At 67.6% G+C, this 23560-nt stretch carries 20 protein-coding genes and 1 riboswitch; of the genes, 15 read left to right on the top strand and 5 right to left on the bottom strand.

All coding sequences use genetic code 11. The features are described 5' to 3' along the window. The first annotated feature begins 23 nt into the window (after positions 1-23). The 7 genes from ABD115_RS02970 (at position 24) to ABD115_RS02940 (ending at position 5931) form a co-directional block, all read left to right on the top strand. On the top strand, positions 24-827 hold the full coding sequence (locus ABD115_RS02970; RefSeq protein WP_343958048.1) for a TIGR03084 family metal-binding protein: 804 nt from the start codon (positions 24-26) through the stop codon (positions 825-827). A 44-nt stretch (positions 828-871) separates the two neighbouring features. Next, complete coding sequence (locus tag ABD115_RS02965) at positions 872-2077, top strand: acyl-CoA dehydrogenase family protein (protein WP_343958046.1); 1206 nt, start codon at positions 872-874, stop codon at positions 2075-2077. Positions 2078-2138: 61 nt separating this feature from the next. Then, a riboswitch (M-box (ykoK) riboswitch) is annotated at positions 2139-2304 on the top strand. 49 nt (positions 2305-2353) lie between these two features. Continuing rightward, entirely contained in the window at positions 2354-2674 is a 321-nt protein-coding gene (locus ABD115_RS02960) for a hypothetical protein (protein WP_343958044.1), read from the top strand. 125 nt (positions 2675-2799) lie between these two features. Continuing rightward, entirely contained in the window at positions 2800-3750 is a 951-nt protein-coding gene (locus tag ABD115_RS02955) for a CorA family divalent cation transporter (RefSeq protein ID WP_343958042.1), read from the top strand. A gap of 37 nt (positions 3751-3787) precedes the next feature. Further along, entirely contained in the window at positions 3788-4030 is a 243-nt protein-coding gene (locus tag ABD115_RS02950; RefSeq protein WP_343958040.1) for a hypothetical protein, read from the top strand. A 63-nt stretch (positions 4031-4093) separates the two neighbouring features. Continuing rightward, complete coding sequence (locus ABD115_RS02945) at positions 4094-5041, top strand: CorA family divalent cation transporter (protein ID WP_343958038.1); 948 nt, start codon at positions 4094-4096, stop codon at positions 5039-5041. Continuing rightward, entirely contained in the window at positions 5038-5931 is an 894-nt protein-coding gene (locus tag ABD115_RS02940) for a CorA family divalent cation transporter (protein WP_343958036.1), read from the top strand. The genes ABD115_RS02945 and ABD115_RS02940 overlap by 4 nt, the downstream gene beginning before the upstream one ends. Before the next feature lie 91 nt (positions 5932-6022). On the opposite strand, the gene ABD115_RS02935 is transcribed toward ABD115_RS02940, so the two are convergent. The 3 genes from ABD115_RS02935 to ABD115_RS02925 form a co-directional block, all read right to left on the bottom strand. Further along, positions 6023-6331 (bottom strand): hypothetical protein, encoded by a 309-nt coding sequence (locus ABD115_RS02935; RefSeq protein ID WP_343958034.1) that lies wholly within the window; start codon positions 6329-6331, stop codon positions 6023-6025. Between the two features lie 150 nt (positions 6332-6481). Next, positions 6482-7894: an ABC transporter ATP-binding protein gene (locus ABD115_RS02930; RefSeq protein ID WP_343958033.1), complete on the bottom strand. Its 1413-nt coding sequence runs from the start codon at positions 7892-7894 to the stop codon at positions 6482-6484. A 31-nt stretch (positions 7895-7925) separates the two neighbouring features. After that, entirely contained in the window at positions 7926-9563 is a 1638-nt protein-coding gene (locus ABD115_RS02925) for an ABC transporter permease (RefSeq protein WP_343958031.1), read from the bottom strand. A gap of 219 nt (positions 9564-9782) precedes the next feature. Here ABD115_RS02925 and ABD115_RS02920 point away from each other — a divergent pair, with 219 nt between their 5' ends. Further along, positions 9783-10166 carry an ArsR/SmtB family transcription factor gene (locus ABD115_RS02920; protein WP_343958029.1) on the top strand — a complete coding sequence of 128 codons (384 nt, stop codon included), beginning with the start codon at positions 9783-9785 and terminating at the stop codon, positions 10164-10166. 340 nt (positions 10167-10506) lie between these two features. On the opposite strand, the gene ABD115_RS02915 is transcribed toward ABD115_RS02920, so the two are convergent. Next, positions 10507-11046, bottom strand: a complete 540-nt coding sequence (locus ABD115_RS02915; RefSeq protein ID WP_343958028.1) for a hypothetical protein — start codon at positions 11044-11046, stop codon at positions 10507-10509. Positions 11047-11088: 42 nt separating this feature from the next. Between ABD115_RS02915 and ABD115_RS02910 the strand changes: the two genes are divergently transcribed. The 3 genes from ABD115_RS02910 (at position 11089) to ABD115_RS02900 (ending at position 14400) form a co-directional block, all read left to right on the top strand. Beyond that, entirely contained in the window at positions 11089-12759 is a 1671-nt protein-coding gene (locus ABD115_RS02910) for an EamA family transporter (protein ID WP_343958026.1), read from the top strand. Continuing rightward, positions 12756-12974, top strand: a complete 219-nt coding sequence (locus ABD115_RS02905; RefSeq protein ID WP_343958024.1) for an HPP family protein — start codon at positions 12756-12758, stop codon at positions 12972-12974. Before ABD115_RS02910 ends, ABD115_RS02905 begins: the two co-directional genes overlap by 4 nt. A 211-nt stretch (positions 12975-13185) precedes the next feature. Beyond that, a complete protein-coding gene (locus ABD115_RS02900; RefSeq protein WP_343958022.1) occupies positions 13186-14400 on the top strand; it encodes a globin domain-containing protein in 1215 nt (404 codons plus the stop codon). A 47-nt stretch (positions 14401-14447) separates the two neighbouring features. On the opposite strand, the gene ABD115_RS02895 is transcribed toward ABD115_RS02900, so the two are convergent. Further along, on the bottom strand, positions 14448-15080 hold the full coding sequence (locus tag ABD115_RS02895) for an ArsR family transcriptional regulator (RefSeq protein WP_343958020.1): 633 nt from the start codon (positions 15078-15080) through the stop codon (positions 14448-14450). Between the two features lie 120 nt (positions 15081-15200). Here ABD115_RS02895 and ABD115_RS02890 point away from each other — a divergent pair, with 120 nt between their 5' ends. The 4 genes from ABD115_RS02890 (at position 15201) to ABD115_RS02875 (ending at position 23553) form a co-directional block, all read left to right on the top strand. Beyond that, a complete protein-coding gene (locus ABD115_RS02890; protein WP_343958018.1) occupies positions 15201-16622 on the top strand; it encodes an NAD(P)/FAD-dependent oxidoreductase in 1422 nt (473 codons plus the stop codon). A 178-nt stretch (positions 16623-16800) separates the two neighbouring features. Further along, the gene (locus ABD115_RS02885) at positions 16801-18159 is read left to right on the top strand and encodes a choice-of-anchor D domain-containing protein (protein WP_343958016.1); all 1359 of its coding nucleotides are present in this window, start codon (positions 16801-16803) and stop codon (positions 18157-18159) included. A gap of 112 nt (positions 18160-18271) precedes the next feature. Continuing rightward, positions 18272-19621 carry a uracil-xanthine permease family protein gene (locus ABD115_RS02880; RefSeq protein WP_343958014.1) on the top strand — a complete coding sequence of 450 codons (1350 nt, stop codon included), beginning with the start codon at positions 18272-18274 and terminating at the stop codon, positions 19619-19621. Positions 19622-19746: 125 nt separating this feature from the next. Next, positions 19747-23553 (top strand): AAA family ATPase, encoded by a 3807-nt coding sequence (locus ABD115_RS02875; RefSeq protein ID WP_343958012.1) that lies wholly within the window; start codon positions 19747-19749, stop codon positions 23551-23553. Positions 23554-23560: the final 7 nt, after the last annotated feature.

Here is a 23560-nt window from a genome sequence, read left to right as displayed (position 1 = left end):
GCAACGGACGGGGTGGGGCGCGAATGGACGTCACGCAGGCTTTGCAGGCGCTCGGAGAGACTTCGGAGCTGCTCGACGAGGCGGTAGCCGAGCTGCCGGCGCAAGAGTGGCTGCGGCCCACGCCGGCCGAGGGGTGGAGCATCGCAGACCAGATCGGTCACCTCCTCTGGACAGACGAGGTGACGCTCACCGCGATCACCGACCCAGAGGGCTTCCGTGCCCTCGTGGCCGAAGCTTCGCGGGCGGCCGAGAGCGGCCAGGCAGACCTCGTCGACCGTGGCGCCCACGAGCGCGGCAGCGCACCGGCCGACGAACTCCTCGCAGCGTGGCGGTCGGGGCGGCGCGAGTTGCAGCTGGCGCTCGCGGCCGCGGATCCTGCTGGCCAGATTCCCTGGTTCGGCCCGCCGATGCGGCCGGTAACGATCGCGACCGCGCGCACCATGGAAACGTGGGCGCACGCGCTCGATGTATTCGACGCGCTCGGCCGCACGCTCCCTGCGACCTCGGCGTTGTGGGCGGTCGCGCGCCTCGGCGTGCGCACGCGCGAGTTCGCCTTCAAGATTCGCGGCCTGCCCGTGCCCGCCGCGGAGCCGCGCGTCGAACTCGAGATGCCGGGCGGCGCGCGCTTCGAAGCAGGCCCCGAGGGCGCGGCCGACCGCGTGACGGGGTCGGGCTGGGCGTTCGCCGCGGTGGTCACTCAGCGCAGAAATATCGCTGATGTTGAGCTCGTCGCGCAGGGAGAGGGGGCCGCGGAGTGGATGCGGGTCGCGCAGGCGTTCGCCGGCGCCCCGACCAGCGGGCCCGCGCCGGGGGAGCGGATTGCGTAGGGCGCGCCAGCCCGAGGTCTACATTGAGTGAGAGGAGCGACGCGGTGAACACATACGAGTCTGAAGTGATTGGTCGGGAAGAGATTACCGAGCTCAAAGCTGTGACAAAGCAATTCGTTGCTGCCGAGGTGCTTCCCGAGCAGGCCGAGTGGGAGCGCGCCGGAGAAATTCCCCGAGAGCTGCACCTCGCCGCGGGCCGGCTCGGGCTCATCGGCGCCGGGTTTCCGGAGGCGGTGGGCGGCGGCGGAGGTGGGCTGCTCGCGACCGTCGCAGTTACGGAGGCGGCCCACGAGGCCGGCATGTCTGGCGGAGTGTATGCGTCGCTGTTTACCGCCGGAATTGCGTTGCCGCACATGGTGCTCGCCGGCACGAGCGAGCTGATTGACAGGTTTGTGCGGCCGACGATTGAGGGCGAACTCATCGGCTCGCTCGCAATCACCGAACCCAGCGGGGGCAGCGATGTCGGGCACCTGCGCACGGCGGCGGTGCGCGACGGCGACGACTACGTCGTGAGCGGATCCAAGACGTTCATCACCTCGGCGACCCGAGCGGATTTTGTCACAACGGCGGTGCGCACAGGCGGGCCGGGGGCGAGGGGAGTCTCGCTCGTCGTTGTGCCGACGAACACTCCGGGGTTCAGCGTTGCGAAGAAGCTTGACAAGATGGGCTGGCGAGCCTCTGACACGGCGGAGTTGTTCTACGACCGAGCTCGCGTTCCCGTCTCGATGCTCGTTGGTGAGGAGGGGGCGGGCTTCAGCTATATCTCGCATGGGTTCGTGAGCGAGCGCGTGAGTCTCGCCGCGCAGGCCTACGCGAGCGCGCAGCGGGCGCTCGATCTCACGGTGCAGTGGTGCCGCGACCGAGAAACGTTTGGGCAGCCGCTCATCGCGCGCGAGACGGTGCAGTCGACGCTCGCTGAGATGGCGCGCCGCGTAGATGTGGCGCGGGTCTACACGCGCAGGGTCGCAGAGCGCTGGGACGAGTTCTCGGCGTCTGGTGCCGTGTCTGTGCCTGACGGCGACGCTGAGGGGTTGAGCATCATCTCGGCCGCGTCGTTTGCGAAGAACACGGCCACGATCAATAGCGAGTGGGTGAACCGCGAGGCGGTGCAGCTCTTCGGTGGCATGGGTTTCATGGCCGAAAGCGAGGTCGAACGAATCTACCGCGACAGCCCCGTGCTCGCGATCGGCGGGGGCACCGTGGAGATTCTCACTCGCCTGGCGGGGAAGCACCTCGGCTACCAGCCCTAGCGGTGCGCGGGCATCAAAAATGCGCATACTTGCGCAAGTGATTGAGTGTTGTTAGGCTTGCACTGCGCTTCGTTCGGTGAGGCTCTTGCGTGAACACAGGCCACTGATCTGACGACATCGAGAGATGCCCAAGGTTAAGACAGGCGCCCTCGGCTTAAGGGGGTGCCCGAGGTGGCTGCGTTTTGGCTACGTCACGCAATGCCGAAGCTCTGACATGGAAGCGCATTTCCCGAGCCGTAGGGCTCTTTTTGGTGTGCCCTGAGAGGAACAAGCAGCATGCGCACAGCACTCTATGAACCAACGATGCCGGGGGTGGCGGTCGGGCTCCCCGACGTCGCGGACTGGCCGGCACAGACAGCCACGGCACGCCGTGCCCCGGCGCGGTGGCGGAGCCAGGTATTCGAGGCCCCAAGCGTCGAGCGGGCAGGCAAGCGACGCGCGACAAGGTATGAGCGCTTCACCACGCGCATGGTGCTGGTGAGCAGCGTCATCATGCTCGGGGTCACGGCGTGCCTACACGTCTTTAATTACGGGCTCGAGACCAAGACCTCGTCGACCTCCGGCACGCACGGCAGCTTCTACAAAGAGAACGACTAGCGCCGTGACGAGTGGGCCGCGGGGCGCAGGCCACAGGCTATCGGCCGGGGGTCACCGGCCACCGGGTGCAGGCCACCGGCGATCGGCCGCGGGGCAACGCCGCGCAGAAACAGAAAGTGAAATTCATGAGTAAAGAGCAGGGTACGACGACGTTGTCAGGCAACGTGCAATCCCTCATCGGGGGCCGCTGGGTGCGCGTGCGGGGCGAGAGCCCGCGCCTGCACGCCGAGCTTCGCGACGCGTACGGTGTCGATTTCGAAGACGCAGCGGCTGCGTCGTTCAGCGCAGAGAACGGGTTCAGCTATGTGCCCGTCTCATACGTCACGCGAGCTGGCAGCGGCTATCGCACGATGCGCATCATGGTCGCGGTGAGCACCTCGACCGTCGTGACAATCGAGCCGGAGGAGGCGGCTGACGCCCTCGACCTGGCCGTGGCGCGCATGGGCCGCGACGGTCGCGAGAACGACAGCGCGGTCGAGGTTGTCGGCAGCATTCTGCAGGCGATCGCAGATACGACTGACGAGCTCGTGAGCGCGATGAGTCTCGGCACCGAGCGCATGATGATTGAGACCGGGGCGATACTTGAGAGCCTCGAGGCAAAGAAATCTCGCGAGTTTGGCGTGAGCGATGTCACGTACACGCAGCAGGAGCTCGCCGACATGGAGTCGCTGCTCTCGTATTGCATGGAGAGCCAGCTCGCGCTCGCCGAGGCCGCGCGGCACCTGCGCGCGAAGCTCTGGGGGCTCGGAGCGCAAGTTCGCACCGATCTTGCGCGCCTGATTGACGATATCGAGGCGATCGAGCCGCATATCGAGTTCGTGCACGATCGCGTGCGGCTGCTGCAGCAGACGAACAACCTTGCGCTCAACGTCAAGCAGAACCAGATCATTAAGGTGTTCTCGGTTGTCACCGCCGTCTTCCTGCCGGTGATGCTGCTCTCGACCTACTACAGCATGAACTTCGAGAACATGCCGATTCTCGAGTGGCAGTTCGCGGAGCCAATGATCATCGTGCTGAGCTTCGTGTTCGCACTCGCGCCGCTGCTGTATGTGCGCCAGCGCGGCTGGTTGCGCTAACCCCTTGCATTTCACTATTTATCTGAAGGAATCACACATGACCACCACACCAACCACCGAAGCCCGTTCCTCGGCCACGAGGCCGGTTGCCTGGAGCTCGCGCATCGATGTTCACCACCTCGGTGGCGAAAGCACCCATGCGAGCGCCACCCCGGGAACCTCGCGAAAGCGCGGGAGTTCAAAGATCGAGCGAGAGATCATCTGGGCCGTCGTCGTGCTCTACGCGGGCCTGATTGCGTGCTTTGCCGGCCTGCACCTGTTTGGGCTCACGCTCGGGTAATCTCCCGGCGTCAACGAGACCGATCCCACGCATGTGGGGCGGTCGTACTTTGAAAGTGTGACTATGCAAGACAACACTGAGTCGAGCGTGCAGCTCGAAACGAATCAGCTGCCGCGGCAGGGGTGGCTCCGCGTAAGGGCCTCAGACCAGATAATGCTCGGCAACATTCACCGGCAGTACGGGTTGCGGCTCGACCAGCCGGTGAAACACGCTGTCGAGGAGCAGGGCTTTGTGCTGCTGCCGCTCGACCTGCCGCTGCCCGACCGCGAGCCAGACGCGCAGGCCGCAGCGTCGTTCTCCTCCGCCGAAATCTTGATCGCCTTCACGCCGGAGCTGCTCATCTCGGTCGAGCCAGACCACCCCATCGATGCGCTGCGGCGTGCGCAGAACCTGTTGGCGCGATCGAGTGCCGCGCCGACGAGCCGCGATGCGCTGATTCTGGTGCTCGAGGAGCTCAACGACGCCATGCAAGAGACCGTTGCCCGCATCTCGCAAGTGCTCACCAACCTTGCCGACCAGGCGGTCGACAGCAGCGGGGGCTTCAAGATGGAGGGGCGTCAGGTTGGCGTCGCCGACATCGCGCAGACCGCGGTGCTGCTCGGGGGCGCCGAGGAGCTTATTGCCCGCACCGTGCAGGGGCAGCTCATGCTCGAGCGGGCGGCGCGGTGGGTGCGACGGGGTGGCGGCGAGGTCGATTTTGACTACTCGACGACACTCTCAGATATCGAGGGCGGGCGACGCCACGCCAGGTTTCAGCACGCGAAGGTGCGCAACATTCAGCAGTCGCTCATGACGACGCTTGATTTGAAGCAGAATCAGATCATCAAGGTGTTCACGGTCGTGACCGCCGTGTTCACACCGCCGACGCTGATCGCAGCGTATTACGGGCAGAACTTCGCCAATATGCCCGAGCTTGCGCTCGGCTGGGGTGAGTGGTTCGTGATGGCAACGACCGCGCTATTTGCCCTCGTGCCGCTCGCGTATATCAAGCGGAAGGGCTGGCTGCGATGAGCGTGCGGAGTATCACGCGCGACACCTGGACACGCGTTTTCGTCGACTCGGGCAGCGACTTTGAGACGGCCGAGCGTGTGGTGGCGAACCGCCTGCGTGGCAGCGAGGTCGACCACGAGCGGCGGCTGCCGGTGACGTTTGTCGCCGCCGGGGGCGGGGCTGCGCATGTGTATGAGCTAACCGTCATCGTGCTCCCTGACCAGATCATGACGATCGAGCCGGGCGCGGGGGTGCCGCTGCTGCAAGACGTCGAGGCGCGGCTGCAGTGGTCTGAACGCCCGGGTGAGGGCCCGCATCAGGCGTGGTACGCGATTGCCCAGGCCGGTTTTCAGGCCGCGGTTGCTGCGCTCGGCCTCATGGAAGCAGACATTAACACGGTGCGCGCGCCGATGGCTGAGGCGGCGCGGGCTGAGGCGTCGCGCAGCCTGGGGGTGAGCGATCTGCCGCGGGTGAACGAGCTGCTCGTTGACATCGATCACGCGCTCACGCATGTCGCCTCGTCGATCGCGACACTCACGCAGCTTGCCAGGCTGCTGCGCCGCGAGTGCACGGTACCGGGGGCCGGGGTGACCCGGCCGCAGGTCGACGCGCTGATTCAGCAGGGCGAGGCGCTGACCCGGCGGGTTGAGTTTATGGTCGATCGACACCGCTTCCTGTCGCAGGGGGTTTCGCAGCAGATCTCAACGAGCGACCTCAACATCGTGAAGATCTTCACTGTGCTCTGGGCGATTCTGATTCCGGGGACGACGCTGATCAACTGGTACGGGCAGAATTTCGAGGTCATGCCCGAGCTGAGTTGGGAGTACTCGAGCTGGGTGCAGATTCTCGGCGTGTTCCTGCTGGCCGTGATTCCGATCTACACCGTGAAGCGCGCGGGGCAGTTGCGGTAGCGGCGGGCTCGCGAGGCATGCCCGCCCGGGCATGTGTGTGGGGCGGATCGACCTGAGGTCGACCCGCCCCACACGTTTTGGTGGTTGTCGGCTAGTGGCGCCGCCCACTCCCGCCGCGTGTGACGGCGAGCGTGCACACGATCGCAACTGCAACGCACGCTCCGGCGATGCCGAACGGCATCGACTCGCTCTCGCCGTTGACGAGCACGGCAACGAGTTCGATGATCGCCGCGAGCGTCAGAAGCATCGCGATGAAGGCCAGCATCGATCGTACCCAGAGCCTGGTCGATGCCCGCACGGGGCGGGGCTGCTCGGCAGGGTCGGGTCGCTCTGGCGGGAACCCCTCGGTGTTGACCGGCCGGCCGATGCCGGAGTGAATGAACCAAATCGAGTGACGCATCTGAGCCTCCCCTGGGGGTCTGGCTGCCGTGGCAGCGAGCGCGATGGGGGCGGGTTCGGCCCCTCTCAACCCTAGCTCATTTGCGCAGTCGCGCAAGCATTCGAGGTGTTTCGGGAGATCGCATGGGTTCTCAGGGGTTATTCGGGGCTCTTAGGGGGCCTCGGGCGGCTTTTGCTCGGTCGCTTCGCCGGTGCCGGTGCCCTCGCCGATGTCGGTGCCTTCGCCGGGTTCGAGGAGCGACGCCAGCCCAGACGCGACCTCTGAGAGCATCACCTCATCTGTGTCGGCGTCGTAGTCAAACAGTTCGCCGTAGCGGCCCCAATCGATCGCGAGCGTGAGCTGGCGCTCCGCGTCGGCCTCGTTGAAGCCGCGGCGCAGCAGGTCACGGAAGAAATCGGCGCGCAGTGTTCCGGTGTCGCTGTTCTCGAGGGCCTTTACGATCGTGCGCACGAGCGGGGCCCTGGTGACCGCGAGGTGAGCGAAGCTCGCCTTGCTCTCCTGGATTCCGGCCCAGTGCCAGGCGTGCCCCGCATCGGTAATGAAGCTCTGCGCGCCGTCGACCTCGAGCAGGCCGAGCATGCTCGCGGCGTCGACGAGCGGCAAGAGGGCGTCGATGTCGAACGATAGCTCGTCTGCCAGGTCTGGCAGATCGGTCTGCCCGCCGTGCGCAACCACAATCTCGACGAGCCCCGCGAGACCTCCGCTCGTTGCCTCGGGCAGCGGGTGCGTGAGCGGCCCGGGAAGCGGCGTGTGCGCCCCCGGGGCGCCGGCGGGCCTGCCGGTGAGCAGCGCGTAGAGCTTGTCGACCGCTGCCTCGAAGGTGGGGCTCCGCTTGTCGCGGGGGCGCGGAATATGAATGGGAAGCTCGGCCTGTATCGTGCCGGGCGACCCGCCCAAGACGAGCACGCGGTCTGCCAGCTGCACCGCCTCCTCGATGCTGTGAGTGACGATGCAGATGCTCTGATCGGCGAGCTCCCGCTCGCCCCAGACCGCCATGAGCTCGCTGCGAAGGTTCTCGCCGGTGAGCACGTCGAGGGCAGAAAATGGTTCGTCCATTAACAGCAGGTCAGGGCGCTGCACAAACGCGCGCGCAAACCCGACCCGCTGAGCCATGCCACCCGAGAGCTCGCGGGGGTAGGCGGTCTCGAACCCGTCTAGCCCGATCGCGTCGATGGCCGCCAGAGCGCGCGCCCGCCGCTCCGCGCGCGGTACGGCTGCGGCGCGCAGGCCGAGCTCGACATTCTCGAGCACGGTCAGCCATGGCATGAGCGCAAACGATTGAAACACCATGGCGACGGCGGGCTCGGCCTCCGCCACAGGGACGCCGCGGTAGCGCACCTCACCGCTCGAGGGTTGCAGCAGCCCCGCGAGAATGCGCAAGAGCGTCGACTTTCCCGACCCCGAGCGGCCGAGCAACGCCACGATCTCGCCCTCTCGAATTGTCAGGTTCACGCCGTCTAAGACCTGCAGCGTGCCCCCGTCGGCAGAGGGAAAAATCTGAGCGATTTGCTCGACGCTCGCGAGTACACGCCCGGGGGGTTGGGTGCTGTAGACCTTCGTCATCGATTCAGTTCTTTCTGCGTTGGCTGCGGCACTACGCCAGAGAATATCGGGTTTCGGCGAGTCTGTAGAGCCTGCGCCAGACGAGCCGGTTCGTCGCGACGACGAGCACGCTCATGACGGCTACGCCAACGATCACGTGGCCGGTGTCGCCTGCGGTGGTTGCCTCGGCGATGTAGGCGCCGAGCCCTGCCGCGGTGAGCGTGGTGTCGCCGTAGCTCACCACCTCGGCCACGATCGAGGCGTTCCATGCGCCGCCCGCGGCGGAGAGCGCCCCCGTGACCCAGCTGCCGAACACCGCCGGCCCGTAGAGCGTGCGCCACGTAAGCACGCGATCGAGGCGAAGGCTGCGCGCAGACTCGCGAAGATCTATGGGAATCGCCGCGGCCCCGGCGATGACGTTGAACAGGATGTACCACTGCGAGCCCAGGGCCATGAGCAGCACGCCGCCGATGTCGAGGCGCACCCCGGTCGTGACAAGCGCGAGCGCAAAAAGGGGAAACAGAAAGTTCGCGGGAAAGCTCGCAAGAACCTGCACCATGGGTTGCGCGACGCGCGTGATTCTCGGGCTGAGGCCGATCCACACCCCGATTGGCACCCAGACGACCGTGCCAAGGAGCACCACAACCGCGACCCGAGCGAGGGTGATGAGGCCGAGCCCTGCCGTCACGGCGAACTGGTCGAGGCCTACCTCGGTAGCGACGAAGCGAAACGAGAGTACGAACCCCAGCGCGAGCGCCGCGAGCGCCAGAGTGCTCGCGGTAGCACGTAGCCAGCGGGGGAGCGCGGTACGCGAGCGCAGCGGTCGGCGGGCCGTGCGACCGAATACTCGCATCGCGTGATCGAGCCAGTTGCGCAGCGGCAGGGTGAGCGCGCCTACGGCTGCGGGAATGGCGGATCGGCGCAGCAGGTCATACACGACACTCGTTTGAGGGTCGGAGGCATCGGTATCGCCGAGTCTAAAGCGCTCGGCCCACGCGGTGAGCGGTCGCCAAAACACGACATTCACACCGATCACCAGCACCACCATGACCGCTGCCGCGAGCATCAGTAGATCGATGCGTTCCTGCTGCGCGGCGGCCGCAGCGAAGGCACCTATGCCTGGCAAGGCATATTCGCGTTGGTCGATCGTGAGCACCTCGGATGCGATGAGAAAGAACCAGCCCCCGCCAAAGCTCATCATGCCGTTCCACACGAGCGGAAAAGCACCCGATGGCGCATCGAGCTTCCAGAATCGCTGCCATCGAGTGAGGCGGAGCGCCCGCGCAGCCTCGTCGAGGTCGCGCGGCTGTGCGATGAGCGCCTGGTAGAAGGCGAACGTCATGTTCCACACCTGGCTGGTGAAAATAGCGAAAACTGCGGCGCTCTCGAGCCCGAGGGTTGAACCCGGGAAGAGGGCAAGCCAGAGTGGCAGCGTCACCGCGAGGAACCCGAGCACGGGCACCGATTGGAGCACGTCGAGCACGGGAATCATGATGCGCTCGGCCCCACGAACCCTCGCCGCTACCGTTGCATACACGAACGAAAAGACGACCGACAGCGCGAGCGCGGCAAACATGCGCAGCAGCGACCGGGCCGCGTAGTAGGGCAGCTGCGCGGGGTCGGTCGCTATCGTGCCGTGCGCATGCGAGGGATCGAATGGTGCCGCGAGGCTGGGAGAGACCTGCGACACCGCCCAGAACCCGACGAAGAGCCCTGCGAAGATGACGACGTCTGCGAGGCGGCTGCGCCCCCCGCGGTAGCCCGGGGGCTGAGCTCGGAGCGAGGCGCTGTGTACCTGATCGATTGCAGCCTCCTCTCTCTGGGCAGGGCGACATGGCGCTGGCTGGGCGAACCCAGCCTACGACATGCAATAACTTGCGCAAATCTTCAAATGATGGATCATTGAAAGATGGACGACCATCATTTGCCCGAGATCACCGAGGCGCAGCTGCACGCCGCCGCTGCGACGTTCGACATGCTGTCGACCCCCACCCGACTGCACCTCGTGTGGTTGCTCGCCGGGGGCGAATACGATGTGTCGACGCTGTCTGAGCTGGCGCAGGCGAACGTCCCGGCGATCAGCCAGCACCTTGCAAAGCTCCGGGCGGCCGGGCTCGTCGCCGCCCGCCGAGAGGGTCGGCGGCAGCTCTACAGGGTCGAAGACCCGCATATTCTTGCCGTCGTCGCCCAGATGTTCAGCCATATTGCGCCCGACGGCACGCTGTCGACAGGCCCCGATGCGCGCCGGGCGCCGCGGGCCCCGCGCTTCAACGTCGCTGGCCAGCCGGCCTAGCCGCGGGCTGCGGGCAGGGCCGGGGCCTGTCTGCGCTGGATAGGTGATCTGCGCAGCCAGGGGTGGATCGGGCCGGCTCGGGCCTGTGTTGTACTGATTACCGATGTTCTGCAGCCCCGCGGGCTGCGGGCAGGGCCGGGGCCTGTCTGCGCTGGATAGGTGATCTGCGCAGCCAGGGGTGGATCGGGCCGGCTCGGGCCTGTGTTGTGCTGATTACCGATGTTCTGCAGCCCCGCGGGCAAGGCAGCCCCAGCGGGCAAGGCACCCCCAGCGGGCAGAGCGGGCAGAGCGGGCAGAGCGGGCAGAGCCGGCACAGACCCGCAGTGCGCGCTCCAACCGGCTAGTTGGCCCCCTGGGGCGGGTGCACGAGCAGCTCCACCCGCTCAGCGAGGTAGCTCGCGAGCGTCTGCGCCCCCTCGAGCGGGGCACCAGCCCGCCACCGTACCCGCAGCTCGCCAGCGACGACCCCGAGGGGCAGCTCGGCGGGTAGTGCGAGGAGGGCGGGCTCGTCGAGCGCGACGAGCTGCGCGTCAAAGTTCACCGTCGTGCCCTCGGTGTACCCACCGTGCAGGGCGGCGGCGGCGAGGTCACGTCGCTGCTCGCGCGAGACGGACTGGTTGCCCGGGTGCGGGCGCACGGCAGCCCGAGTGGTTTTGCCCGCAATGAGGAGGGCGGGTGACGCCTCGGGATCCGCACCGATGAGTAACGTACCAACCCGCCAGACCTCCCCGAGCGGGCGCATCGTCGCCGCGCGGGGAATCAGTAGCTTGCGGCGCGGGGCAACGTAGGCGGCGAGGACCTCGGTCGGCACCCCGCCCCCGCGCAGGGCGGCGCCGGCCTCGCGCACCGCAGCCACCACAGAATCAACAAGCTCGCTCACGATGTTAAGTGTAGGCACCCCGCTGGGCCTAGGCTTGGGAGGATGCAGACCCAGCCCAACCGCTCAGCGACGATCCGCGCCATGCTCCTCGTGCTCGTGGGGTCGATCGGCATGCAAATCGGCGCCGCAATTTCGCTCTCGCTGTTCGCCGATCTCGGCGCGGCGGGCACGAGCGGTCTGCGCATGCTCATCGCCGCGGCCATCATGCTGGCTCTGTTCCGCCCGCGGCTGCGCGGCAGGTCGCGCGATGAGTGGATCGGGATCGTGCTGTACGGCACCGCGATGGCCGCGATGAACATGCTGCTCTACCAGGCGATCGAGCGCATTCCGCTCGGCGTCGCGACAACGCTCGACTTTCTCGGGCCGTGCATGGTCGCCTTCCTCGCCTCGCGACGGTTGCGCGAGGGGCTGCTCGCGATAGCGGCGTTCGCCGGCGTCGTGCTGCTCGCTGGCTTCGGCGGCCCGTTCGACCCGATCGGCCTGGTGTGGGGCGCCCTCGCGGGGGTGAGCTTCGCCGGCTACACGCTGCTCGCGCCGCGAATCGGCAAGACCGAGGGAGGGCTGCAGAGCGTCGCGCTCTCGGTAACGGTTGCCGCGCTGCTCACGACACCGTTCTCGCTGCCGGTGATCACCCAGGTGCAGCCGGCGCAGTGGGGGCTGCTCGCGCTGTCGGCGCTCGTGGGAACCGCGCTCGCGTTCTCCGTCGACACGATTGCTGGCAGGCTCACATCGGCGCGGATCCTCGGGGTCTTCTTCGCGTTCGACCCCGTCATGGGCACGCTCGTCGGCGTGCTGTTCTTAGGCGACGTGCTGACGGTGACCGCGCTCGCGGGCATCGCGCTTGTTGTTGTCGCGGGCGCGGGGATCGTGTGGTCGGCCGGCCAGCGGCAGGCCCCTGTTACGGGCGCGCAGCCGGGCAAAGCGGCGCACCCGGGCGGGGCTGCGCCCGGAGACGGGGCTGCGCACGCTGATGCGGCCGCACACCAAGGTGCGGCGGCTCACACAGGCGGTGCAACGGAGTCGCTCGAGATTGAGCGCAAGTACGAGGTACCTGCCGACGCCGCAATACCCGGCGCCGAGGCGTTTCGTGCGGTGGGGCTCGGCGTTGGTGTTGCCGAGACGAACGAGCTCAACGCGCGCTATTTTGATACCCCGGAGGGAGCGCTCGCTGCGCTCGGCCTCGCGATGCGGGTGCGCGAGGGCGGCAGTGACGCCGGCTGGCACCTCAAGGCGAAGACCGCGGGCGGCACCAAAGAGCTGCACTGGCCGCTCGCCGCGGAGATTCCGGCGGGGCTGCGCACCGAGCTCCGCGCACGAGTCGGCGACGTTGCCGACGGCGTGCGGCCGATCGCCGAGCTGCGCACGGAGCGCCGCACCGTTCGCCTCGTCGACAGTGCTGGGGTCGAGGTCGTCGAGCTCGCCGACGACAGGGTGCGCGCTACCGAGCTGCGCGGCGATACCAGGGTCGAGCGCGCGTGGCGCGAGTGGGAGGCGGAGCTTTTGCCAGGCGCTGACGAGGCGTGGCTCGACGCCGTTGGCTCGGCGCTCGAGAGCGCAGGGGCGAAGACATCGCTGAGCACCGCCAAGATCGCCAGGGCTATGGGCGCGCTTGTGGCGGTGGCGACCGCGCGGGGCGCTTCGCCCGAGATTATTGCGCGGTTGCAGGAGATGGACAGGTCAGACAGGGCCGCCGCGCGTAGGCTGGGCGCATGAGCAAATCATCGAAGCCCGGAAATCGCCCCCAGGGCAACGGGAAAGGCGACGAGCCGACGCCCGAGGCGAGGCGCAAGCAGATCTTCCTCGGTCTCGCGGTCGGCGCGGTGATGGGGCTCGTGCTCGGCTTCTTCACGCAGTTCTGGCTGTGGCTGCCGGCCGGGCTCGCGGTCGGCCTCGCGACCGGCGCGATCATGAAGCCGCCCGCGAAGTAGCGGGGAGGGCGCCGCAGTCGCCAGGGGAGCGCGCGGCGGAGCGCAGTGTGCGCGAGAGTGCGCGCTTGGTGCGCGAGAGTGCGCGATTGGTGCTTGAGTGTGCGCGATTTGCGCGCGATCGATGAATAATCACGGCGAAAGCCGAGGCGCCCGCTCCCGCGGCCGGGGGAGGATCTGGTTGGTGGATGTCCCACCCGATCAGGAGGCAGCAATGTCGATGAAATTGTCCCCAAGCTCGGAAGCCACGGTCGCCGCGACGGCGGCGGTGGTGGCTGCGAACGCCGACGAGATCACGCGCACGTTTTACCCGGCGATGTTCGCCGCGCACCCGGAGCTGAAGCGGGTGTTCAACATGGCGAACCAGGCCATCGGCGAGCAGCCCAAGGCGCTCGCGGCGTCGGTCGTGGCGTTTGCCGTGCAGCTCATCGACCCCGACGCCCCCGACTTTACCCCCGTGATGCAGCGCATCGCGCACAAGCACGTCTCGCTCGGCATCAAAGCTCGGGAGTACACGATCGTTGGCCACCACCTGCTCGCAGCCGTTGGCACGGTGCTTGGCGACGCGGTGACGCCCGAGGTTGCCGCGGCGTGGGACGAGGTGTACTGGCTGTTCGCGACTGCGCTGATCGCCGAAGAAGCGAAGCTGTACGCGCTCGGCGGCACCGACCCAGAGCAACCGTGGCGGCAGTATCGAGTCACCGAGCGCTTCGAAGAGAGCGAGGAGGTGTTCTCGCTGCTGCTGGCCCCGGTGGCCGGCACGGTTCCGGAGCACCGAACGGGGCAGTACGTTGCGATTGCGGTGGATCTGCCCGACGGGCAGCGACAGCCGCGCCAGTACACGATCTCGTCGGGGCCGCGCGGCGACTCGCTGCGGGTGACGATCAAGCGCGTTCGCGGTGCCGACGGTGCGCCAGACGGGCGCGTGTCTGGTTGGCTGCACGAGCACGCACAGCCGGGCGCAGTGCTCGACGTTTCGCAGCCCGCTGGCGATGTCGTGCTCGACGACAGCGATGCCCCGCTCGTGCTTGTGTCGGCCGGCATCGGCATCACCCCGGTGGCCGCAATCGTCGACGACGTGTCGAAGCGCCAGCCTGGCCGTACCGTGCGCATCTTCCACGCCGATCGGTCGCACGCAGACCACGCGCTCTACGCCGGGCTGCGTCGGCAGGTGCAGTCGATGACTGACGCCCGCGCACAGAACTGGTACGAGGAGGCCGCTGACTCCGCCCCGACGCTCTCACCAGCTAAGAGCGGGTACATGGATCTGACGGGAGTCGACCTGCCCGCAGCGGCGCGCGTCTTCATGTGCGGGCCGCTGCCGTTTATGCAGGGGGCCCGACGCACGCTGCTCGAACGGGGAGTGCCAGCGGCGAGCATTCACTACGAGGTGTTCGGGCCAGACATGTGGGCGCAGCACCCGAGCTAGCCGCGCGGCCGCCGGCCGCGGCTGGGGTGGCGCGCGCCTGGGCGTGGCTAGGCGGCCGAAGCGGCGTCGGCGCGCACCTCGAGCGCGATCTCGCAGCGGGTTGGCGTGACGAACGGCTTGACGCTCCGCACCCTGACGGGGCCAGGCACCTGCTGCAACTGGTGCTTGAGCAACTGAATGTGCACGGAGCAGACGAGGGCGCGCTCGGTCTCGATGGCGAACGCGTAGCGACAGGGCGTCACATCGACGTTCAGCTGTGACGCGTCGGGCCGCGGCTCGAGCCCGATGTCTTCGAGGTGCTCGTACAACGCATCGAGTTGCTCCAGCGCCGCGCCCCCGAGTTCGCCTCCGCGGTCGAGCTCGGGGGCGAGCCGGCGTAGCAGCGCGCCGCGCTCGCGCGCGCCCTCGGCTCGCTTGCGCGCGGCCTGGTTCTCGGCAAGATCCGTGACGGGGTGAAAGGCAACCGGCGGGCGGCCGCGAACGCCCGTGACGAGTGTCAGGCTGTTCACGAGCCCCTCGGCCTCGAGAATCGCGAGGTGCTCTCGTGCGGTGTTCAGGTGCAGCCCGACCTCTTCCGCGAGCTCCGCGAGTCTTCGGCCGGGCACCCGGTGCACCGCGTGCAGCAGGCGCAGCCTGCTGAGACGTGTGAGCCCACGAAAATCTTCGACCCTGCGAGGCATGCTGCCAGCCTAGCAACGCCGATTGCGCGCCCCGAAACCGCCAGAAGTTGCTATTGCCGGCCTGGGGGCGAGCTGTACACTCGCGGTACGGGACCCACGGACTGAGGACTGGTAGCGATCATGGAGCAGACGGTTTTTGAGACGCACCGCCCCGCTGCGCGCATCGTCGACGAATCGCTCGCCGACACGAGGCTCGGTGTGTACTGGATTGAAGACGTCGCTGCGAGTGCCGACCGCTACCCACAGCTCAGCGACAGCATCACCGTTGACGATGCCGTTGTCGGCGGCGGGTACGCCGGGCTCTGGGCCGCAATCAAGCTCAAGCAGGCGCACCCAGAGCGCCGGGTGGTGCTGCTCGAAGCGGTGAGGGTCGGGTGGGCCGCCTCGGGCCGCAACGGCGGCTTTTGCGAGGCGAGCATCACGCACGGCGAGCCGAACGCCGAGGCCCGCTGGCCCGACGAGACCGGCACACTGCGCCGCCTCGGCTACGAGAATCTCGACGCCATCGAGCGGTTCGTCACGGAGCACGGGCTCGACGTCGATTGGGAGCGTACCGGCCAGCTGTCGGTGGCGAACCAGCCGCATCAGGTGAGCTGGGTGGGGGAGCACCAAGACCCCAACGTGGTGGGTCTCGACGCCGCGCAAGTGCGGGAGCGCGTCAACTCGCCGACCTTTCTCGCCGGGGAGTTTTCTCCCCGCGAAAACGCGAACCTGCACCCGGCGAAGCTTACCGTCGCGCTCGCGAAGTTCGCGGCGAACATCGGCGTCGAGATCTACGAGGGCACCCCCGTCGATCGGCTCGACGGCCGCGACGACGAGCCGATCGTGCTCGAGACCACTCGAGGCACCGTTACGGCCGAGCGCGTTGCGCTCTGCACGAATGTGTTCCCCTCACTGCTCAAGCGATATCGGTTTCACACGGTGCCCGTGTACGACTACGTGCTCATGACGGAGCCGTTGAGCGCGGAGCAGCTCGACTCGATCGGGTGGGCCGGGCGCGAGGGGCTCGCCGACATGGCCAACCAGTTTCACTACGCGAGGCTCACGGCCGACAACCGCATACTCTGGGGCGGCTACGACGCGGTGTACCACGCGGGTGGAAAGATCAAGCGCGCCTATGAAGACCGCATGGAAAGTCATCGGCGGCTGGCGAGCCACTTCTTTACGACCTTCCCGCAACTCGCTGGGGTGAAGTTCTCGCATCGCTGGGCCGGGGTGATCGACACGTCGACGCGCTTCTGTGCGTTCTTCGGGCAGGCGTTCGGAGGCCGCGTACAGTACGTCGCTGGCTTCACTGGTCTCGGCGTGGGGGCCACGCACTTCGCGGCAGACGTCGTGGTGGATCGGCTTGAGGGTCACATCACTGAGCGCACCGAGCTCGAGCTGGTTCGCAGCATTCCCCTCCCGTTTCCGCCCGAGCCCTTGGCGACCATCGGTATCAACCTCACCCGCTGGTCGCTCGACCGCGCCGACCACAACCGCGGGAAGCGCAACCTGCTGCTCAAGGCGCTCGACGCGCTCGGCCTCGGGTTTGATTCTTAGTACGCCTGCTGTCGCCCGGGCTCGGCTGCCCGGGCTCGGCTGTCCGGGCACGGCTGCTCGGCCGCCCGGCCCTGTCGCCTGCCGTCGTCGCCTGGCATTCACCTATTCTTAAGCTTCGCGCCACCTTCGGCGAGTAGTTTCGTACCCCTACATGCGAGGCCGAATGTGCGGGGGAACTGTGAACAAGGTTGGTGCGCGTGCCCTTACGGCCGCGGTGATCGTATTCCTGTCGGGGGTGGCCGCCGGCGCGAGCCCGGCGGCGGCGCAGGAGATCGGGGTGCCAGCTGCGGCACCCGAAGCGCTGTTTACCGTGACGCCCGAGCGGCTCGTTGCCACAACGGCCGTCGGGTCTGAAGAGACCCGCACGGCAACGCTTGTGGCGAATCGACCGCTGAGGCTTACGGGCACCTCCGGCGGCGCGGGCTCCGACACCGAGACCACCAGGTCATTCTCCGAGGGCTGCCCGGCCGGCTGGTTCGGGTCGCGCACGATGCAGGCCGGCGACACCTGCGAGCTCACGTGGACGACGCACCCGACGAAACTGCAGTCGCTGTCGCAGGGTGTGAGCTTCACTGCGCAGGAGCTCGACGCTGCGGGCACACCCGTTGGCGAACCCACGCTCTCCTCGTTTGCGCTTGAACTCACATCCGCGGCACTGGAATTCAACCCGGCGGTCGCTCACGGGGAGGTGCCCGTTGGCCGCAACTCCTCCGAAACGCTGCGGTTGACGAACCGGGCCTCCGTCGATGCGCTGGTGACGCTCTCAAACTTCTCGGGCCCCTTCGCCGTAGATGAGCGCTTGCTCGTGCAAGAGCTGCGGGTGCCAGCACGCGGCAGCCTCGACATCGCCGTAGACTTTCGCCCCCTCGAGCAGGGCGCGCTCACGGGCTCTGCCGATCTGAGCTACCGGCTCGACAACGGCTCCACCGAGCGGCGCTCGAGCTACCTCAGGTTCTCTGGGGTAGGGACCGATGAGCAGCCGCCGGTCACAGTGACGGCGCCTCCCGTGGACTTCGGTACGGTGCGGGTTGGCCAGGCCGTCGAGCGCACGCTCACGCTCACGAACACGGGCGTTGATGAGGTCGCGATCGAGACGGTGAACGCTGCAGCCCTGCAACGACTGGGCATCACCCTCGGCGAGCTTCCAGACTACGGCTATATTGGCCGGGGCGACAGCATCGAGGTGCCGGTGACGTGGGCGCCGAAGACCGCGGGCAAGCTCGCGCAGCAGGCGACCTTCAACGCCTTTCGACTGATGCCAGCGCGTGCAATGGCCGAGGATCCGCCGGGCGACATCGTGGTCACGGTGGCGCTCAGCGGCACCGCGACCGAACCGACGCCTCCCATCGACACGGGTGATGGCGGCGACACTGGGGGAACGGGCGACACTGGCCAGACCGCTCGCCCCGTGCCGCATGCGCCGACCGCGCTCGCGAGCACGGGCGGGGGCGCCGCCATGGCCGGCTGGGGGGTCGCGCTGATGCTGCTGCTCGCCGGGGGAGCTGCGGCCGCGCTCGGGCTGCGTAAGAGGGGCTGACCCGGCCCGGGCGTCGCGTTCCTGAGCGTTCGCTGTATGCTTGACTTTTGGTCGAGCGCCTGTGGGGTGGACGCGCGGCTCGCACGAATCGCCCGCCCCCAAAGGAGCCCCTATGGCGCTGCCCTGGAAGCTGCACGGAGACGGCAAGACCGTTTCGCAAGACGCACTGGTTCTCCCCGAGGAGCGCCTGGGGTGGGGCCGCACGATCGGTTTTGGTGCCCAGCACGTCGTCGCGATGTTCGGCGCCACGTTCCTTGTGCCGCTCATCACCGGCTTCCCGCCGACCGCGACGCTGTTCTTCTCGGGCCTCGGCACCATGATCTTCCTGCTCATGACGGGCAACCGGTTGCCGAGCTACCTCGGTTCGTCGTTCGCCTTCCTCGCCCCGATCGCGGTGGCGACCGCCGGCTTCGACTACGGCGACGTCGCTGGCCTCGCCCGCGCCTCGTTCGCGATCATCGCGATGGGCGTGCTTGTCTCGCTCGTCGGCATTCTCGTGCAGCGCTTCGGCACCGGCTGGGTGAACGCGCTGATGCCACCCGTGGTGATGGGCGCGGTCGTCGCCCTCATCGGTTTCAACCTCGCCCCCGCCGTGAAGAACAACTGGTTCGGTAACCCCGCGGCAAACCCCGACGTGAACCAGGGGCTGCACTCGACGGCCGCGCTCATCACGATCGCGTCGATCCTGCTCATCACCGTGCTCTTCCGTGGGCTCATCGGTCGCCTCTCAATCGTGCTCGGCATGGTCGTGGGTTACATCGCGGCCGCGCTCATGGGCATCGTCGATTTCGACGCGGTGAAGAGCGCTGCGTGGGTCGGGTTCCCCGAATTCCACCTGCCGGCGAACCCGTTCCAAGACCCCTCGCTCTGGGGCCTGCTGCCCGCGTTCCTGCCCGTCGTGCTCGTGCTCATCGCCGAGAACGTCGGCCACGTGAAGAGCGTCGGCCTGATGATCGACCGCGATCTCGACCCGGTGACCGGCCGCGCGCTGCTCGCCGACGGCGTTTCGACGATTCTCGCTGGCTTCGGTGGCGGATCCGCGACGACGACGTACGGTGAGAACATCGGTGTGATGGCGGCAACCCGCGTCTACTCGACCGCGGCGTACTGGGTGGCCGGCATCATCGCGATGCTGCTGAGCTTCTCGCCCAAGGTTGGGGCGCTCATCTTCTCGGTGCCGGCCGGTGTGCTCGGCGGCGTGACGGTTGCGCTTTACGGCCTCATCGGCCTCATCGGTGTGAAGATCTGGATCGACAACAAGGTCGACTTCTCGAAGCCCATCAACCAGTTCACCGCCGCGATCGCGCTCATCGTGGGCATCGCCGACTTCAGCATGCAGCTCGGCAACGTGATGTTCAACGGCATCGCACTCGGGACGCTCGCCGCGGTTGGCGTGTACCACCTCATGCGCCTGGTCGCGCGAGCGCGCGGCACAGCGGTCGACACCGCGATCATCCGCTAGCGGAGCGCAATTCACAGTGACTTCGTCGCCCGGCGCACAGCGGGCGGCGAAGTCACAGCTACGACGCGCGAAGAAACACCGCAATAATGCGGCGAAATTCAGCCGACACCGCTTAGGGTGGCGGTGTGTGGAGTGTGGAACGTCGCAGGCGACCCGAACCAAAGGGTAGCGCCGCAGTAGCACCGGAGGTCACCGAGGTGGCGGAGCCGGCGAACAGTCACGCGCCCGAGGGGATCGCCACGAACTACCCCGAGCCCGAGCTCGGCGGGCCAGTTGCGGTCGTCAACCCCTTTGCCGAGGAGCACGCGGCCTGGCTGCGTGAGCTCACCGAAATCGGTGGGCGCAACCCGCTGCTGCACTTCGATGATCACCCGGCAAACCGCATCGAGCTGTCGTCGACCCACCCCGGTGGGCTGCCGCAGTTCATCTCGGGCAACAAGATCTTGCTGTCGGCGCTGATTCGCGACGACCTTGCGCTGCGCCACGCTCGCGCCGCCGCCGCGCGCGTCACCGACAAGGCCGTCGAGATGCGCACCATGCGCGGGCTTGAAACCGTGAACCTCGCGGTCGGGCTCGCCAAGTGGAGCTTCGAGGGCACCGAGTTCACCGCGCCGGTGCTGCTCAGGCCGCTCGCGATTCGCCGCTACGGCCGAGACTTCGAGCTCAAGCTCAAGAACTTCCCGGTTGTGAACTCGGAGCTGATCCGCGCGCTCCGCGACCAGTTCGGCATCACCATCGACGCCCGCTCGCTCATCGAGCTGTCGCAGGCCGAGGGCGTGTTCAAACCTCAGCCCGTCATCGACCGGCTCAGGCAAATGGTTGCGGGCGTGCCCGAGTTCGTGGTGCAGCCGCGACTCGTTGTGTCTTCGTTCCACAACATCTCGCAGGGCATGCGCGCCGACGCGGTGCGGCTCGACACCCCGATTCTGCAGGCGATCTGCGGCAGCGAGCCCGCCAAGCGCACCCTCGCCGAGAACTACCACCCGGTGAACCCGGTCTCGCCCGACGTCGCTGCGCCCGAAACTGATCGCTGCCTGTACGACTCCGACCCGGAGCAAGACGATGTGCTCGCGCAGATCGACGCGGGGCAGTCGATCGTCGTGCGTCAGCTGCCGGGCACCGGCGGCACCCAGACCGTCGTGAATGCCATCGGAAACCTCGTGCGCGACGGAAAGCACGTGCTCGTCGTGACCCCACGCCGATCCACCATCGACGGCATCACACATCGGCTCACCCGCGCCGGGCTCCCCGGCCTCGCCGTCACCCCGCGCAGGCTCCGCCGCAATCTCGTCGAGGCGATCAGCCGCAACGAGAACGCGACGGCCGAGCAGATGCGCGACGTCGACGAGGCGCTCGTGCGGCTGCGCGGCGTGCTGCTCGACTACCGCGACGCGCTCGCGAAGCCAGACGAACGCTTCTCGGTGACCCCGCTCGAGGCGCTCAGGCAACTCACCAACCTGTCGCTCGGCGACAACCCGCCGTCGACGACGGTGCGGCTTGACCCGCAAGCGCTCGGCCAACTCACGATCGACCGCAGCTCGGTGGCAGACGACCTCACAGAGGTCGCGCGGCTCGGCCAGTTCCAGTACGGGCCAGAAGATTCGCCCTGGTACGGCGTCGACTTCTCGAGCACCGAAGAAGCGCGTGCCGCCTACGGCATCGCCGTTGACCTCGCAGAATCGCAGCTGCCCCGCCTCATCACGATGGCAAACGAGGTCGTCGAACAGACGTCGATGCGGCCGTTCGAATCGATCTCCGAGCTCGGCGTGTACCTGCGCCTGCTCATGGGGGTTCGCGACACCCTTGACCGCTTCACGCCCGAGGTGTACGACCGCTCGCTCGCCGAGGTGATCGCGGCGCACGCCCCGCGCGGCAGCGACGAAGACATGACGGCCGCGAACAAGCGGCGGCTGCGCAAGCTCGCTCAGGAGTACGTGCGCCCCGGCGTGAGCATCACCGACATGTACTCCCGACTCGTGCAGATTCAGCAGCAGCGCGTGCTCTGGCAGCGCTACACCACGGTCGTCGGCGCCCGGCCCGAGGTGCCGCTCGGCATCTCCGACGTCGTCGTCGCCTTCCAGTCTGCATACCAAGACCTCGACAAGCTTGACGCGGTGCTCGGCACGACTGCCGAACCCGACCGCATGAAGAACCTCGGGCTGCACGACCTCGCATCGCGGGTCTCGGAGCTTGCGAAAGAGTCTGAGGTGCTGCAGAACATTCAGGAGCGCACGACGATCGTCGAGCGGCTGCGCAGCGCACGTCTCGGGCCGTTGCTCGACGATCTGTCGGCGCGTCACGTGCCGGCCGACGCCGTCGCGGCAGAGCTCGAACTCGCGTGGTGGCAATCGGTGCTCGAGCGCATGCTGCAGACCAACCCGGCGCTGCTGAGCGCGAACACCGGCGTCATCGAGCGGCTCGAGGCCGACTTCAGGCTCGTCGACGACGCCCACGCGGGCGCGAACGGCTCCTTGCTCGCCTCGAAGCTCGCAGACGCGTGGCGCGTTGCCGTGCTCGACAACAAGCAGGAGGCGCTCGCGCTGCGCGGGCTCTTGCGCAGCGGCTACGCCTCGATCGCGGCGCTCGCGCAAGACTCGCCCGCGCTGTTTTCGACCCTGGCCCCGGTGCTTGCGATGTCGCCCTACGAGGTCTCGCAGCTGCCAGAAACCGCACGGTTCGACACGGTGATGCTCGTCGACGCTGGCGCGACGACGCTCGCCGAGAACCTCGGCGCTATTCGCAGGGCAGACCAGGTCGTTGTGTTCGGGGACGACACGACTCAGACTCCGAGTGCCTTCGAGATCGGTGTGCACAGCCCCGGCGCCGAAGATGCGGGGGAGACCCCTGCGCTGCGCTCGGCGCTCTCAGAGCTCGCCGAGGTGCTGCCGACGCTGAAGCTCACGCGAAGCTACCGCGCCGGGGGAGAAGACCTCACGAACCTCGTGAACAACCGCTTCTACGGTGGCGAGATCAAGACGCTGCCGTGGGCGGGCAGCTTCCTCGGGCACTCGAGCTTGACCTACGACTTCGTGCCGGCCGGGCAGGGGCTGCCCGACCAGCACACCGGCGCCGTCGAGAGCACCGAGGCAGAGGTCGATCGAGTCGTGCAGATGGTGCTGCAGCACGCCGACGAGCGACCGGGCGAGTCACTCATGGTGATCACGGCGAGCGAGAAGCACGCCGTTCGCGTGTACCGCGAAGTGCTGCAGGCATTCTCAAAGTTTCCGCAGTATCGCGAGTTTCTGCTTGGTGAGCGGGCGGAGCCGTTCGCGGTGCTTACCCTCGAACAGGCAACTGCACAGAGCCGCGACCGCGTCATTTTCTCCATCGGCTACGGCCGCACCCCGCACGGCCGCGTGCTCTCGAACTTCGGGGCGCTCGGGCGGCCTGGGGGCGAGCACCTGCTCGCCATCGCGATGACCAGGGCACGCCGGGCAATGACGATTGTCAGTTGCTTTAAACCCGAAGATCTTGACTCGTCGCGATTGAAGCACGGCGTCGTCGAGCTCGCCGAGCTGCTCGCATTCGAGCACCCCGAGCCCGCACCGATCTCGCTGCCGGCTGAGACCGACCCGCTGGTTCGCGAGTTCGCTGACCGTCTCGGCGACCACGGCATCACCGTTGCGCTCGACTACCGCGGCGAGATTCCGATCGCAGCCTCGTACGGTGATCGCGCGATCGCGATCGATATCGACCTCGGTACCGCCGGTGCGAGCGATGGTGGCGCCAGCCTGCGCGAGGCGCTCAGGCTGCGCCCCGCCGTGCTGCGGCGTCTCGGGTGGCACTATCACCGCGTGCAAAGCTTCGACCTGTTCGCAGACCCCGAGGGTGTCGCGGCGCGCATTGCCCGTGTGCTGGGGGCGCCCGGTGCTGGGGCTGGTGCTGGTGCTGGTGCTGGTGCTGGTGGCGCTGGCTCCGCGGTCGCTCAGTAACGGGAGC

The sequence above is a fragment of the Leucobacter albus genome, assembly GCF_039528015.1.
Taxonomy (GTDB): Bacteria; Actinomycetota; Actinomycetes; order Actinomycetales; family Microbacteriaceae; genus Leucobacter; species Leucobacter albus.
This window is presented reverse-complemented; position numbering and strand designations above follow the sequence as displayed.